This is a genomic window from Hydrogenophaga sp. IBVHS1 (genome assembly GCF_002127265.1).
Lineage (GTDB): Bacteria > Pseudomonadota > Gammaproteobacteria > Burkholderiales > Burkholderiaceae_C > Hydrogenophaga.
Map to the genome: position 1 here is coordinate 331103 of NZ_NFUU01000002.1, position 13143 is coordinate 344245.

Genomic DNA, 13143 nt, shown 5'->3' on the forward strand with positions numbered 1-13143 from the left:
CATGCGCAGCCAAGTCATCGTGAGCTGGGGTGAACCGTCCACCTACCACTTCGACCTTGAAGAAGTGCAGCCCATGCCGCACGACCTCGCGCGAAGCTGGCTAGACGAGCAGTTCACTTTTCTGGGCTGCGACCCGATCCGGCCGACCGGCAAGGTGCTGACGGCCGACAAGATCCTTTGCGTGGCTCAGGCGGCAGGCGAAGTGCGTTTTCGTGACGCCGCGCACCGGCCATGGGCCATGGCCTTCGCGCGTGCAGCCAGCGCCGCGCTGGCCAAACCGGTGGTGTCGGTCGATGTGCCTGGGCAGGCGTTGAACTATTGAGATGCAAGCGCTTTGAGCAGGCGCTCGTGCACGCCGCCAAAGCCGCCGTTGCTCATGCACACGATGTGGTCGCCCGCCCGGGCGGCGGCGCTCACCATGTCCACCAGTTCCTCGATGTTGCGCGCCACCATGGCGCTTGAACCCATGGGCGCCAGGGCCTCCGCGGCATCCCAGTCCAGCCCGCCCGAATGGCAGAAGGACAGGTCTGCCGCCTCCAGACTCCAGGGCAATTGAGACTTCATGGTGCCCAGCTTCATCGTGTTGCTGCGCGGCTCGAACACGGCCAGGATGCGACCGGGCGAGGTGCCGAGTCGGCGGTGCAGTCCATCGAGCGTGGTCCGGATGGCGGTGGGGTGGTGGGCGAAATCGTCGTAAACCGTGATCTCGCCACCGGGACGCGCCACCGTGCCTCGCACTTCCATGCGGCGGCGCACGTTCTCGAACGAGGCCAGCGCGCGGGCCGCATCCGCAGGCGTCACGCCCACGTGTTCGGCCGCCGCGATGGCCGCCAGCGCATTCAGCTGGTTGTGAGTGCCTGTGAGCGCCCACTCCACCCGACCCACAGCCTGGCCCTTGTGAAGCACATCGAACGCATGCGGTTCGCCATGCGCGGTGAAGTCGCTCACCGCTGCGCCAAAGCTGCGCACCTCGCTCCACAGGCCCTTGTGCAGGACGCGCTCCAGACTGTCCTCCAGACCGTTGACGACGACGCGGCCGGTAGAAGGCACGGTGCGCACCAGGTGGTGGAACTGGCGTTCGATTGCGTGCAGGTCGTCGAAGATGTCGGCGTGGTCGAACTCGAGGTTGTTGAGGATGGCGGTGCGCGGCCGGTAGTGCACGAATTTGCTGCGCTTGTCGAAGAAGGCCGTGTCGTACTCGTCGGCTTCGATGGTGAATGTGTTTCCGGTGCCCAGGCGAGCCGAGAGGCCGAAATTCATCGGCACGCCACCGATCAGGAATCCGGGCTGCAGACCTGCGGACTCCAGAATCCACGTCAGCATGGCGGTGGTGGTGGTTTTGCCATGGGTGCCCGCCACGGCAAGCACATGGCGACCCTGCAGCACGTGCTCGGCCAGCCACTGTGGTCCGCTGCTGTAGGCGGCTCCGCTGTCCATGATGGCTTCCATCAGGGGAAACTTCGGTGATCCATCCGCTTGCCGGGCCCTGCTGACCACGTTGCCCACCACGAAAAGATCGGGCTTGAGCGCCAGCTGGTCGGCGCCGAAGCCTTCAATGAGGTCGATGCCGAGCGCGCGCAACTGATCGCTCATGGGCGGGTAGACGCCGGCGTCGCAGCCGGTCACGCGGTGGCCCGCTTCGCGGGCGAGAGCGGCGAGGCCACCCATGAAGGTGCCGCAAATGCCCAGAATGTGAATGTGCATCTGGCGATTCTAGGGGGCGGCAGCGGCGTCTCTGTGGGCATGGCCGCGCGCTGGGCGCTTCCCCGTTTGAGCGGGCACAATCCCTTCCCATGGATTTGCGTCGAGACGTCATCACCGCCGAGATCGCCGCCGTGGCCGCCCGCTTCGTGGTGGACGAAGGCCTGGAATACGCGGCGGCCAAGCGCCGCGCGGTGAAACAGATGGGCTTGCCGGCACGCACGGCCTTGCCCGACAACGCGACGCTCGATGCCGCGGTGCGCGAAGACATCGCGGTGTTCTGCGCCGACACCCAGCCCGTTGAACTGCGTGCCCTGCGCGAACGGGCCCTGGTATGGATGGATCGCCTGGAGGCATTTCGCCCGCACCTGGGCGGCGCCGTGTGGCAGGGCACCGCCACGCGACACAGCGACATTTACATCCAGCTTTTTTGCGACGACCCCAAGGCCCCGGAGTGGGCGCTGCTGGATCACCGTGTGGAATACCACCCCGGCGAAGTGTCCGGCTGGCGCGGTGAACCGGTGCAGGCACTGAGCCTGCGCGACCGCAGCGAGGCCTTGGGCCAATGGGTGCTGGTGCACCTGATGGTGCATGCGCACGACGACATGAGAGGTGCCTTGAAGCCCGACGCGCAAGGCCGGAAGCCGCGGGGTGATGCGACCGCATTGCGCCGTCTCATGGCCGTACAGGGCGAATCAGGCAACGAGGCGGCCGCATGAAAGTGCAGCGTCGCACGGTCTTGGTGGCGGGCGTGGCGCTGGCCGCTGCCGGGGCGGGCGCGTGGTGGTCACAGCGCCGGCTGCAACTCCAGCCAGCGCTGGACGAGGCGCAGGCGGCCTTCTGGCTGAGCGAATTCGATGGACCCAACGGTGAGAAGGTGCGCGTGGCCGATTTCCGGGGTCGGCCGCTGCTGGTGAACTTCTGGGCCACTTGGTGCCCTCCCTGTGTGGAAGAGCTGCCCATGCTCAACACGTTTCAGAAAACCCAGGCAGCGCGCGGTTGGCAGGTGCTGGGCCTTGCGGTGGACCAGCCCAGTGCGGTGCGCAGCTTCATGAAAAAGCTGCCGCTTGATTTTCCCGTGGGCATGGCCGGCTTCGGTGGCACCGAGCTCAGCCGCACGCTCGGAAATCCCGCAGGCGCATTGCCCTTCAGTGTGGTGTTCGGCGCGTCGGGTGAGCTTCACCACCGCAAGTTGGGCAAGCTCACCGAAACCGACCTGAGTCAGTGGGCCATGCTGGTTTAGTCCCGGGCTGCCTTTGGTCATTCCACAGGAACTGAGTCGAAAATCAGGGTAAATTCCGACTTCTTGCAAAAAAGCGGCATGACACGGGTTGGCTCAACGCACCATCGAGACCACCTGGATCGAGGCACCAAACGGATTGCTCTCGTGTACACTGCGGCACCCCGGCGGGTTGATGTGCTTCTACTTCGATGAAGTTAAATGCTTTTAAATCAATTTGACCGAAATTCGTTGGAGAAATCATGGATTTGCGAAAACTAAAGACTTTGATCGACCTCGTTTCCGAGTCGAACGTGTCAGAACTTGAAATCACCGAAGCCGAAGGCAAGGTCCGCATTGTCAAGAGTGCCCCGGTTGCCATGGCAGCCCCCGTGACCTACAGCATGGCCCCCGCGCCAGTGGCCCCCTCCCTCGTGCCTGCCGTCGAGGTGGCGCCCGCGCCGGTGGTCGCGGCCGCTCCGGCAGCACCTGCCGGGCACACGGTGAAGTCGCCCATGGTGGGCACCTTCTACCGCGCATCCAGTCCAGGTGCCAAAGCCTTCGTCGAGGTGGGTGACACCATCAAGGAAGGCGAGACGATCTGCATCGTCGAGGCCATGAAGATTCTCAACGAGATCGAGGCCGACAAGTCCGGCACCGTGACCCAGATCCTGGTGGAGAACGGCCAGGCGGTGGAATACGGTCAGCCTCTCTACGTGATCGAATAAAGAAGACGACGATTCATGTTCAAGAAAATCCTGATCGCCAACCGGGGGGAGATCGCGTTGCGAGTCCAGCGCGCCTGCCGGGAAATGGGCATCAAGGCGGTAATGGTGTACTCGGAGGCCGATCGCGACGCGAAGTACGTGCGGCTCGCTGACGAGGCGGTTTGCATCGGCCCGGCGGCCAGTGCGCACAGCTACCTCAGCATGCCAGCCATCATTTCGGCCGCCGAAGTGACCGATGCCGAGGCCATTCACCCCGGCTACGGCTTCCTGTCGGAAAACGCCGACTTCGCAGAGCGCGTCGAAAAGAGCGGCTTCACCTTCATCGGCCCCTCGCCGGACTCGATCCGCATGATGGGCGACAAGGTCTCGGCGAAGCAGGCGATGATCCGGGCGGGCGTGCCTTGCGTGCCGGGCTCCGAGGGCGCGCTGCCCGACGATCCCGTGGTGATCAAGCGCACCGCCAAGGCGGTGGGTTATCCCGTGATCATCAAGGCCGCCGGCGGCGGCGGCGGGCGTGGCATGCGCGTGGTGCACACCGAGGCGGCCCTGCTGCACGCGGTGCAGACCACCAAGGCAGAAGCTGGCGCGGCCTTCGGTAACCCCGAGGTTTACATGGAGAAGTTTCTCCAGAACCCGCGCCACATCGAAATCCAGATCCTGGCCGATCAACACCGCAATGCCGTGTACCTCGGCGAGCGCGACTGCTCCATGCAGCGGCGCCACCAGAAGGTGATCGAAGAAGCGCCCGCGCCAGGCATTCCACGCCGCTTGATCGAAAAGATCGGCGAGCGCTGCGCAGCGGCTTGCAAGAAGATCGGCTACCGCGGGGCGGGCACCTTCGAGTTCCTGTTTGAAAACGGCGAGTTTTACTTCATTGAAATGAACACGCGCGTGCAGGTGGAGCACCCGGTAACGGAGTGGATTACCGGGATCGACATCGTGCGCACGCAGATTGCCGTGGCCGCGGGTGAGAAGCTGCCGTTCACGCAGCGGCAGATCCAGTTGCGTGGGCATGCCATTGAGTGCCGCATCAACGCCGAGGACGCCTACAAGTTCACGCCCTCGCCGGGTCGCATCACGACCTGGCATGCGCCGGGCGGCCCCGGTGTTCGGGTGGACTCGCATGCCTACGCCAACTACTTCGTGCCGCCCAATTACGACTCCATGATCGGCAAGATCATCGTGCATGGCGACACGCGCGAACAGGCACTGGCGCGCATGCGCACAGCGCTGGCCGAGACGGTGATCGAAGGCATCAAGACCAACATCCCGCTGCACCGGGAACTGATGGTGGACGCCAGCTTCGTGGCCGGTGGCACCAACATTCATTATCTGGAAGAGTGGTTGTCCCAACGTGAGCGCTGAAGCCTCCATGCTGACCCTGCCGCCGGCAGGGACCCTGTTCGAGCTCGTGCTCCTCGTGCCCGAGGCGGCCGTGGACGACGTGGGTGATGCCTTTGTGGCGCTCGATGCGCTGAGCGTGTCGGTGGAAGACGCTGACGCCATGACGGACGCGGAAACGGCGCTGTTCGGTGAGCCGGGCATGCCTCCGCCCAAAGAAGGCTGGCAACGATCGCGCGTGGTGGCCCTGTTTCCCACCGAGACCGCCGCGAAGGAAGCGGCCGCCTTGCTCAAGCTGCAGGATTTCTTTGAAGGCTGCGTGGTGCAAGGCGTGCGCGCGGTGCTGGAGCAGGACTGGGTGCGCCTGACGCAGTCGCAGTTCGAGCCGGTGGCGATCACGCCCGAGTTCTGGATCGTGCCCACGTGGCATGAGCCCCCTGCGGCCGCGCAGAAGGTGATCCGGCTCGACCCCGGTCTGGCCTTCGGCACTGGCACCCATCCCACCACACGCATGTGCCTGCGCTGGATTGCCCAACACCCGCCCACGGATCAGCGTGTGCTCGACTACGGCTGCGGCTCGGGCATTCTGGCCATTGGCGCCGCGAAGTTCGGCGCGCGCGCCATCGTGGCGGTGGACATCGATCCCTCGGCGGTCGAGTCGACCCGATTGAACGCGGAAGCCAACCAGGCGCGACTCGACGCCGGGCTGCCGAATCTGGCCACAGGCGAGCACGACCTGGTGCTGGCCAACATCCTGGCCACACCATTGCGCGTGCTGGCTCCGCTGCTCTGCGCGCACGTTCGGCGGGGCGGGCAGCTGGTGCTCGCCGGCATCCTGGCGCGCCAGGTTGACGAACTGCGCACTGCTTATGCGCCCTGGGTGGCCCTGGACGTGAGCGACGAAGAGGATGGCTGGGTCCTCATGACCGCACGCAAGGCCTGATCTTTTCGGGCGGCACCCGCCTGCAATAATCGGCGCATGAGTTTCACCACCCGTTGCCCCGCGTGCGGAACGATGTTCAGGGTCGTCGCCGACCAGCTGAAGATCTCCGAGGGCTGGGTGCGTTGTGGCCACTGCGCCGATGTGTTCGACGCCACGCTTTACCTGCAACCCTGGACGGCGCCTGGCTCCTCCGCCGAACCCGAAGGTCAGGTGGACCCGGCTCCCGAGCCCGAGTACGACCCCGAGGAAGAACCCGAAACCGCCATCATGGAGGATTCGGAAATGTCGGGCGAGTGGGGCCAGCTGGAAGGTTCCCGAAGGTTCCAGGATTCGCAGGAATCGTCCCCGCCGTCTTCGGTGCCTGAAGTTCAGAGCTCGGCATCCGGGTACGACGATTCAGAGGTGTCGGATTTCCATACCGATCTGCAGCGCTTCGCTGCCGGCGTGGGTCGTGCTGGGGAAGACGAGTTCGAGGACTCGTCGGATGGGATTGCGGCCGAGGTCAGCGCCGCGGCGCAGGCCGCGCGCGGCGTTCCCAGCACCAACTCAGGCGCCTCGGATTTCGAGCGCAGTGAACTCGAGGACCCACTATCAGTGCCCGGCTTCGTTCGCCAGGCGCGCCGCCGAGCGTTCTGGTCCTCGAACGGCATGCGCGCCGCGCTGGCCGTGCTGATGTTGCTGCTCGGCGCCTTGCTGATGGCGCAAGTTGCCCTGCACGAACGCGACCGACTGGCGGCGGCGCGGCCCGATCTTCAGCCCCTGTTGCAGCGCGCCTGCGATGCACTTGGTTGCCAGCTGGCGCCCGTGCGCCGCATCGATGCCATCGTGATCGACAGCACGGCGCTGGTCCGGCGGCTGGGCGATTTCTACTCTTTCGACCTCGTGCTCAAGAACACCGCATCGACGCCCCTGGCTTTGCCCGCGCTCGAACTCAGCCTCACCGACACGCGTGATCAGGTGATTGCGCGCCGCGTTTTTCTGCCCGAAGAGTGGCCCGATTCGCCATCCCTGTTGCCCGCTCAGGGTTCGGTCAGCGTGAGCCTGCGGCTCGCGCTCGCGCTGGGAGATGCCACGCCCATGGCAGGCTACCGCGCTCTGGTTTTTTATCCCTGACCCAAGGAACCCTTCCCATGCCCATTCTTGTCTGCGGCTCGCTGGCCTTCGACACCATCATGACCTTCGAGGGCCGCTTCGCCGAGCAGATCCTGCCCAGTCAGCTGCACATTCTCAACGTATCTTTTCTTGTGCCCGGGCTGCGCCGCGAGTATGGAGGCTGCGCCGGCAACATCGCTTACGGCTTGCGCCAGCTGGGTGCACAGGCCGTGCCGCTGGCCACGCTGGGCAACGACGGACACGAATACCTGGAGCGCTTGCAGGCCTTGGGCGTGGACACGCGCCACGTGTCAAAGGCGGCCGACAGCTACACCGCGCAAGCCATGATCATGACCGACCGCGACAACAACCAGATCACCGCGTTCCATCCTGGGGCGATGTCGATGGCGCACGACAATCCGGTGCCACAGCGCGACGACCTCTCTGTGGCCATCATCTCGCCCGACGGCCGCGACGCCATGCTCACCCATGCGCGCCAGTTGCATGCGGCCGGTGTGCCCTTCGTGTTCGATCCGGGCCAGGGCCTGCCCATGTTCAACGGTGAGGAGTTGCGCCAGTTCATCGAACTGGCCACCTGGGTCACGCTCAACGACTACGAAGCGCAGATGCTGTGCGACCGCACCGGTCTCACGCTCGATGCCATCGCCACGCAGGTGAAGGGGCTCGTCGTCACGTTGGGCGCGCAGGGTTGCGATGTGTGGGATGGCGGGAGCAAGGTGCACGTGCCTGGCGTGGTTGCGACCGAAGTGGTGGACCCCACCGGCTGCGGCGACGCGTTCCGCGCAGCACTGCTGCATGGCCTCGAACAGGGCTGGTCGCTGCAACGTTGTGTTGAGCTCGGCAACCGCATGGGCGCTACCAAGATCGCCAGCCGAGGTGGCCAGAACTACACGTACGCGATCTAGGCTCTCCAGAAAAGAAAAAGCCCGGCGCTTTCGCGCCGGGCTGCAGGGTCATCTCAACGAGAGACTCAAGGCTTGCTGGACGTGGGGAACGGCCAGGCAGCCTGAGGGTTGAGCTTCGTCTGCGCCGCAGGTGCTGCAGCAGGGGCTGCCGGCTTCTTGGCCGGCTCAGCTTTTTTTGCTGGGGCTGCCTTCTTCGCAGGGGCCTTCTTCGCAGCGGCCTTTTTCGCAGGAGCCTTCTTCGCAGCGGCTTTCTTCGCCGGCGCTTTCTTGGCAGCAGCCTTCTTCGCAGGCGCCTTTTTCGCGGCGGCCTTCTTGGCAGGCGCCTTCTTGGCAGCGGCCTTCTTCGCCGGAGCCTTCTTCGCTGCGACCTTCTTGGCCGGAGCCTTCTTCGCCGGAGCTGCCTTCTTCTTCGCCGGTGCGGCTTTCTTCGCCGGGGCCTTCTTCACAGCGGCCTTCTTGGCCGGAGCCTTTTTGGCCGGAGCTGCTTTCTTCGCAGCGGGTTTCTTGGCCGGAGCCTTCTTAGCCGGTGCGGCCTTTTTGGCCGGGGCTTTTTTTGCAGTTGCCATTGTTTTCTCCTTGATCAAGTTGCAAAGAGCACTTCATCCGGTCTTGACGCCGGTGAAGTGATTCAGCGCCCTGGAGTCGCGCAGATGCATCCGCGACTGGCCCCAAGGTGTTGAATCCTGTGACAAGACTCCGCCACCGCCGCCATCGCGTCGGGTACAGAGTCTTGAATGTTCAAAATACATTTCAATTTCAGGTTTTTACGGGCAATGCAGCCCCGGCTGTGGTGTGGCATCAATCCCAGGAAAGTGCCCCGCCGGACTGGTATTCGATGACGCGAGTTTCAAAGAAATTGCGTTCCTTCTTGAGATCGATCATCTCGCTCATCCAGGGGAACGGGTTCTCTTCATTGGGGAACATCGGCTCCAGGCCGATCTGCGTGGCGCGCCGATTGGCGATGTAGCGCAGATAGCCCTTGAACATCGAGGCATTGAGGCCGAGCACGCCGCGCGGCATGGTGTCTTCGGCGTATCGGTACTCGAGTTCAACGGCCTTCAGAAACAGTTCCTTGATCTCGGCCTTGAATTCGCTGGTCCACAGCATCGGGTTTTCCATCTTGATCGCGTTGATCAGATCGATGCCGAAGTTGCAGTGCATGGACTCGTCGCGCAGGATGTACTGGTACTGCTCGGCGGCACCGGTCATCTTGTTCTGGCGACCCAGCGCCAGGATCTGCGTGAAGCCAACGTAGAAGAACAGACCTTCCATCAGGCAGGCGAAGACGATCAGGCTCTTCAGGAGGCGCTGGTCGGTCTCGGGTGTGCCGGTGTGGAAGTGGGGGTCCATGATCGCCTCGATGAAGGGGATCAGGAACTCGTCCTTGTCGCGAATGGACTGAACTTCGTTGTAGGCGTTGAAGATCTCGGCTTCGTCCAGGCCGAGCGACTCCACGATGTACTGGTAGGCGTGTGTGTGGATCGCTTCTTCGAATGCCTGACGAAGCAGGAACTGGCGGCACTCGGGCGCAGTGATGTGGCGGTAGGTGCCCAGCACGATGTTGTTGGCGGCCAGCGAATCGGCCGTGACGAAGAAGCCCAGGTTGCGCTTGACGATGCGGCGCTCGTCTTCGGTCAAGCCGTTGGGATCTTTCCAGAGCGCGATGTCGCGGCTCATGTTCACTTCCTGCGGCATCCAGTGATTGGCGCAGGTGGCGAGGTATTTTTCCCAAGCCCACTTGTACTTGAAGGGGACCAGCTGGTTGACGTCGGTCTGGCCGTTGATGATGCGCTTGTCGGCCACATTGATGCGGCGTGCAGGCGCGGTCGTTGCGGCGGCCTTGGGTGCGGTAGCGGTCGGAATCGAAGCGGAGAAGATGGGAGCGCGCTCACTGGACAGTGAGGCTTGCAGTCCCGACATGCCGGAGGGCAGTGGGCTGATCGCTGGCTTCGATGAGGGCGTGATTTGGTCGTCCCAGGTCAACATAGATTTGTCCAATGCTCGGATTATCAAAGTGTCTGCTTGAAATGCAAAGTGATCATGTGCGTTGAGCGCAATTTGTGTTGCGGTGTTGCATCGAATGCGACCCGCATCGGATCGCATCGACGTGCGTCAACGCACACACGCATCACTGGCAAGCCTCGCATCCGGGGTCGTCGATGGCGCAGAACTTGATGTCGGTCGCGGGCTCTGCGTCGATCGTCGGTGCGCTCATCGGTGCAGCTTGCGCGACAGCGGGACTGAGTGACACAGCGTTGAGCTGACCAGTGCGACCGGTCGATTTTTCGACCTGAGTGGCAGAGGTGGTGCGCAGGTAGTACGTGGTCTTCAGACCGCGCAACCACGCGAGCTTGTAGGTGTCGTCGAGCTTCTTGCCCGATGCACCCGCCATGTAGATGTTCAGGCTCTGCGCCTGGTCGATCCACTTCTGGCGGCGCGCTGCTGCTTCCACCAGCCACAGCGGTTCCACTTCGAAGGCCGTGGCGTACAGCGCCTTCACTTCTTGCGGCACGCGGTCGATGGGACGCAGCGAGCCATCGAAGTGTTTGAGGTCCATGACCATCACGTCGTCCCACAGACCCAGGCGCTTGAGGTCTTTCACCAGGTAGCTGTTGATGACCGTGAACTCGCCCGACAGGTTGGACTTCACCGAGAGGTTGCCGAAGCAGGGCTCGATGGAGGCGTCCACACCGATGATGTTGGAGATGGTCGCGGTGGGCGCGATGGCCACGCAATTGGAGTTGCGCATGCCGTCGGCGGCGATCTTCTTGCGCAGCGCATCCCAGTCCAGCGTGCTGGAGCGGTCCACGTCCACATAGCCGCCGCGTTCGCGGGCCAGCAGGTCCAGCGTGTCGGAGGGAAGAATGCCCTTGTCCCAAAGCGAACCGCGGTAGCTGGCATAGCGGCCGCGCTCGCGGGCGAGTTCGGTGGACGCCCAGTAAGCGTAGTAGCAGACGGCTTCCATGGAGCGGTCGGCAAACTCCACCGCGTCGTTGGATGCATAAGGAATGCGCAGTTCGTAGAGCGCGTCCTGGAAGCCCATGACACCCAGACCCACCGGGCGGTGGCGCATGTTGGAGTCGCGCGCCTTCTTCACGGCGTAGTAGTTGATGTCGATCACGTTGTCGAGCATGCGCATGGCGGTCTTGATGGTGACCTGCAGCTTGTCGTGGTCGAGCACCTTGGTGCCGTCGTCGGTGCGCTTGATGTGGTTGAGCAGGTTGACCGAGCCCAGGTTGCACACGGCGGTTTCGGTGTCGCTGGTGTTGAGCGTGATCTCGGTGCACAGGTTGGAGCTGTGGACCACGCCGGTGTGCTGTTGCGGGCTGCGCACGTTGCAGGCGTCCTTGAAGGTGATCCAGGGGTGGCCGGTCTCGAACAGCATCGAGAGCATCTTGCGCCACAGGTCGCTGGCGGGCACCTTGCGGTAAGGCTTGATCTCGCCGCGCGCGGCTTTTTCTTCGTAGGCCACATAGGCCTTCTCGAAGTCTGCACCAAAAAGGTCGTGCAGATCGGGCACGTTGTTGGGCGAGAACAGGCTCCATTCGCCTTTTTCCATCACGCGCTTCATGAACAGGTCGGGAATCCAGTTCGCCGTGTTCATGTCGTGGGTGCGGCGGCGGTCGTCGCCGGTGTTCTTGCGCAGTTCCAGGAACTCTTCAATGTCCAGATGCCAGGTTTCCAGGTAGGTGCAGACGGCGCCCTTGCGCTTGCCGCCCTGGTTCACGGCCACAGCCGTGTCGTTGACCACTTTCAGGAAAGGCACGACGCCTTGCGATTCGCCGTTGGTGCCCTTGATGTGGCTGCCGAGGGCGCGCACGCGCGTCCAGTCGTTGCCCAGGCCACCCGCGAACTTGGAGAGCAGCGCGTTTTCCTTGATGGACTCGTAGATGCCGTCGAGGTCATCGGGTACGGTGGTCAGGTAGCAGCTGGAAAGCTGCGAGCGCAGCGTACCGGCATTGAAAAGGGTGGGTGTGGACGACATGAAGTCGAACGAGGACAGCACTTCGTAGAACTCGATGGCGCGGGCTTCGCGGTCGATCTCGCCCAGCGACAGGCCCATGGCCACGCGCATGAAGAACGACTGGGGCAGCTCGATGCGGGTCTTGCGCACGTGCAGGAAGTAGCGGTCGTACAGCGTCTGCAGGCCGAGGTAGTCGAACTGAAGATCGCGCTCGGGCTTGAGCGCAGCGCCGAGGCGAGCCAGATCGAACTGCAGCAGTTTTTCGTCCAGCAGGTCGTTGTCGACACCCTTCTTGATGAAGGTCGGGAAGTACTCGGCGTAGCGCCCGCCCATTTCGGTGGAAGGCACTTCCTCGCCCATCACTTCCTTGACGATGGTGTGCAGCAGCAGGCGGGCCGTGGCGTAGGTGTAGTCCGGGTCTTTTTCAATCAGCGTGCGCGCGGCCAGGATGGACGCCTTGTAAACCTCCTCGATCGGCACGCCGTCGTACAGGTTGCGCTTGGTCTCGGCCACGATGGGGTCGGCCTTCACGTCTTTGCCCAGGCCCTTGCAGGCGTCTTCGATCAAACCTTGCAGGCGCTGCAGGTCCAGCGGCACGCGCTCGCCGCCGTCGATCACGTGCAGGATGGGTTCGGCTGGCTGGGCGGCCACGGCCTGGTGTGCGCGTTCCTGGGTACGGCGCTCACGGTAGAGCACGTAAGCCCGGGCCACCTCGTGGTGACCGCTGCGCATGAGGCCCAGCTCGACCTGGTCCTGCACGTCTTCTATATGGAAGGTACCGCCGCCGGGACGCGAACGCATCAGCGCGCGGGCCACGTTCTGGGTGAGTTCATCCACCGTTTCCCGCACGCTGGCCGAGGCCGCACCTTGCGTGCCGTGCACGGCCAGGAAGGCTTTCATCATGGCCACGGCGATCTTGCTGGGCTCGAAAGGCACCACAGCGCCGTTGCGCCGGATGATCTGGTAGTGGGCGAAAACCGAGCTGCTCGCTGTAGGAGAAGCCGCGCCAGTCATGCCGGCAGTGGACTTCATCTGGGCTTGTGCGGGGGTGTGAACGGGAGAAGCGGTCAGCATGTTTCCTCTTTCATTTGTTGTGTGGTGACTGCGCCTGGTGCTCGGCGTCAGGGATGGTTGCGGGTCGGGTGCCGTCGTCAGGGCAGGGTGCGCAGAGGCTCGACGAGAGCCGCCTGAATGCCAGTGTTCAGACGGTGTCGTTGCTGGACGGGGAT

Annotated in this window: 12 protein-coding genes; 8 read left to right on the forward strand and 4 right to left on the reverse strand. The window is 63.7% G+C overall.

What is annotated here, in order from left to right; translation table 11 throughout:
- The first annotated feature begins 1 nt into the window (after position 1).
- Positions 2–322, forward strand: coding sequence for a hypothetical protein (locus CAP37_RS16310; protein WP_086125280.1), 321 nt, complete (start codon positions 2–4; stop codon positions 320–322).
- Here the strand turns inward: CAP37_RS16310 and mpl are convergent.
- Positions 316–1704 (reverse strand): UDP-N-acetylmuramate:L-alanyl-gamma-D-glutamyl-meso-diaminopimelate ligase, encoded by a 1389-nt coding sequence (gene mpl / locus CAP37_RS16315; RefSeq protein WP_086125281.1) that lies wholly within the window; start codon positions 1702–1704, stop codon positions 316–318. The genes CAP37_RS16310 and mpl overlap by 7 nt on opposite strands.
- 89 nt (positions 1705–1793) lie before the next feature.
- Between mpl and CAP37_RS16320 the strand changes: the two genes are divergently transcribed.
- The 7 genes from CAP37_RS16320 (at position 1794) to CAP37_RS16350 (ending at position 7950) form a co-directional block, all read left to right on the forward strand.
- Positions 1794–2420 (forward strand): hypothetical protein, encoded by a 627-nt coding sequence (locus CAP37_RS16320; RefSeq protein ID WP_086125282.1) that lies wholly within the window; start codon positions 1794–1796, stop codon positions 2418–2420.
- Complete coding sequence (locus CAP37_RS16325) at positions 2417–2944, forward strand: TlpA disulfide reductase family protein (protein ID WP_086125283.1); 528 nt, start codon at positions 2417–2419, stop codon at positions 2942–2944. The genes CAP37_RS16320 and CAP37_RS16325 overlap by 4 nt, the downstream gene beginning before the upstream one ends.
- Before the next feature lie 239 nt (positions 2945–3183).
- The gene (accB, locus tag CAP37_RS16330) at positions 3184–3648 is read left to right on the forward strand and encodes an acetyl-CoA carboxylase biotin carboxyl carrier protein (RefSeq protein ID WP_086125284.1); all 465 of its coding nucleotides are present in this window, start codon (positions 3184–3186) and stop codon (positions 3646–3648) included.
- Positions 3649–3663: 15 nt separating this feature from the next.
- Positions 3664–5013 (forward strand): acetyl-CoA carboxylase biotin carboxylase subunit, encoded by a 1350-nt coding sequence (gene accC / locus CAP37_RS16335; protein ID WP_086125285.1) that lies wholly within the window; start codon positions 3664–3666, stop codon positions 5011–5013.
- 34 nt (positions 5014–5047) lie between these two features.
- The gene (prmA, locus tag CAP37_RS16340) at positions 5048–5932 is read left to right on the forward strand and encodes a 50S ribosomal protein L11 methyltransferase (protein WP_086125571.1); all 885 of its coding nucleotides are present in this window, start codon (positions 5048–5050) and stop codon (positions 5930–5932) included.
- Between the two features lie 36 nt (positions 5933–5968).
- The gene (locus CAP37_RS21755) at positions 5969–7045 is read left to right on the forward strand and encodes a DUF3426 domain-containing protein (RefSeq protein WP_179190258.1); all 1077 of its coding nucleotides are present in this window, start codon (positions 5969–5971) and stop codon (positions 7043–7045) included.
- 17 nt (positions 7046–7062) lie between these two features.
- Entirely contained in the window at positions 7063–7950 is an 888-nt protein-coding gene (locus CAP37_RS16350; RefSeq protein ID WP_086125286.1) for a carbohydrate kinase family protein, read from the forward strand.
- Positions 7951–8015: 65 nt separating this feature from the next.
- On the opposite strand, the gene CAP37_RS16355 is transcribed toward CAP37_RS16350, so the two are convergent.
- The 3 genes from CAP37_RS16355 to CAP37_RS16365 all read right to left on the reverse strand — a co-directional run bounded on the left by CAP37_RS16355 (position 8016) and on the right by CAP37_RS16365 (position 12946).
- Positions 8016–8516 carry a histone H1-like DNA-binding protein gene (locus tag CAP37_RS16355; protein ID WP_086125287.1) on the reverse strand — a complete coding sequence of 167 codons (501 nt, stop codon included), beginning with the start codon at positions 8514–8516 and terminating at the stop codon, positions 8016–8018.
- A gap of 232 nt (positions 8517–8748) precedes the next feature.
- The gene (locus tag CAP37_RS16360) at positions 8749–9936 is read right to left on the reverse strand and encodes a ribonucleotide-diphosphate reductase subunit beta (RefSeq protein ID WP_086125288.1); all 1188 of its coding nucleotides are present in this window, start codon (positions 9934–9936) and stop codon (positions 8749–8751) included.
- A 142-nt stretch (positions 9937–10078) separates the two neighbouring features.
- Positions 10079–12946: a ribonucleoside-diphosphate reductase subunit alpha gene (locus tag CAP37_RS16365; RefSeq protein ID WP_256927047.1), complete on the reverse strand. Its 2868-nt coding sequence runs from the start codon at positions 12944–12946 to the stop codon at positions 10079–10081.
- Positions 12947–13143: the final 197 nt, after the last annotated feature.

Coding starts and splice junctions, on each gene's coding strand:
- accC (WP_086125285.1), top strand. CDS start 3,664: ATGTTCAAGAAAATCCTGATCGCCAACCGGGGGGAGATCGCGTTGCGA.
- CAP37_RS16360 (WP_086125288.1), bottom strand. CDS start 9,936: ATGTTGACCTGGGACGACCAAATCACGCCCTCATCGAAGCCAGCGATC.
- CAP37_RS21755 (WP_179190258.1), top strand. CDS start 5,969: ATGAGTTTCACCACCCGTTGCCCCGCGTGCGGAACGATGTTCAGGGTC.
- accB (WP_086125284.1), top strand. CDS start 3,184: ATGGATTTGCGAAAACTAAAGACTTTGATCGACCTCGTTTCCGAGTCG.
- CAP37_RS16350 (WP_086125286.1), top strand. CDS start 7,063: ATGCCCATTCTTGTCTGCGGCTCGCTGGCCTTCGACACCATCATGACC.
- CAP37_RS16325 (WP_086125283.1), top strand. CDS start 2,417: ATGAAAGTGCAGCGTCGCACGGTCTTGGTGGCGGGCGTGGCGCTGGCC.
- CAP37_RS16355 (WP_086125287.1), bottom strand. CDS start 8,516: ATGGCAACTGCAAAAAAAGCCCCGGCCAAAAAGGCCGCACCGGCTAAG.
- CAP37_RS16310 (WP_086125280.1), top strand. CDS start 2: ATGCGCAGCCAAGTCATCGTGAGCTGGGGTGAACCGTCCACCTACCAC.
- CAP37_RS16365 (WP_256927047.1), bottom strand. CDS start 12,946: ATGAAGTCCACTGCCGGCATGACTGGCGCGGCTTCTCCTACAGCGAGC.
- mpl (WP_086125281.1), bottom strand. CDS start 1,704: ATGCACATTCACATTCTGGGCATTTGCGGCACCTTCATGGGTGGCCTC.
- CAP37_RS16320 (WP_086125282.1), top strand. CDS start 1,794: ATGGATTTGCGTCGAGACGTCATCACCGCCGAGATCGCCGCCGTGGCC.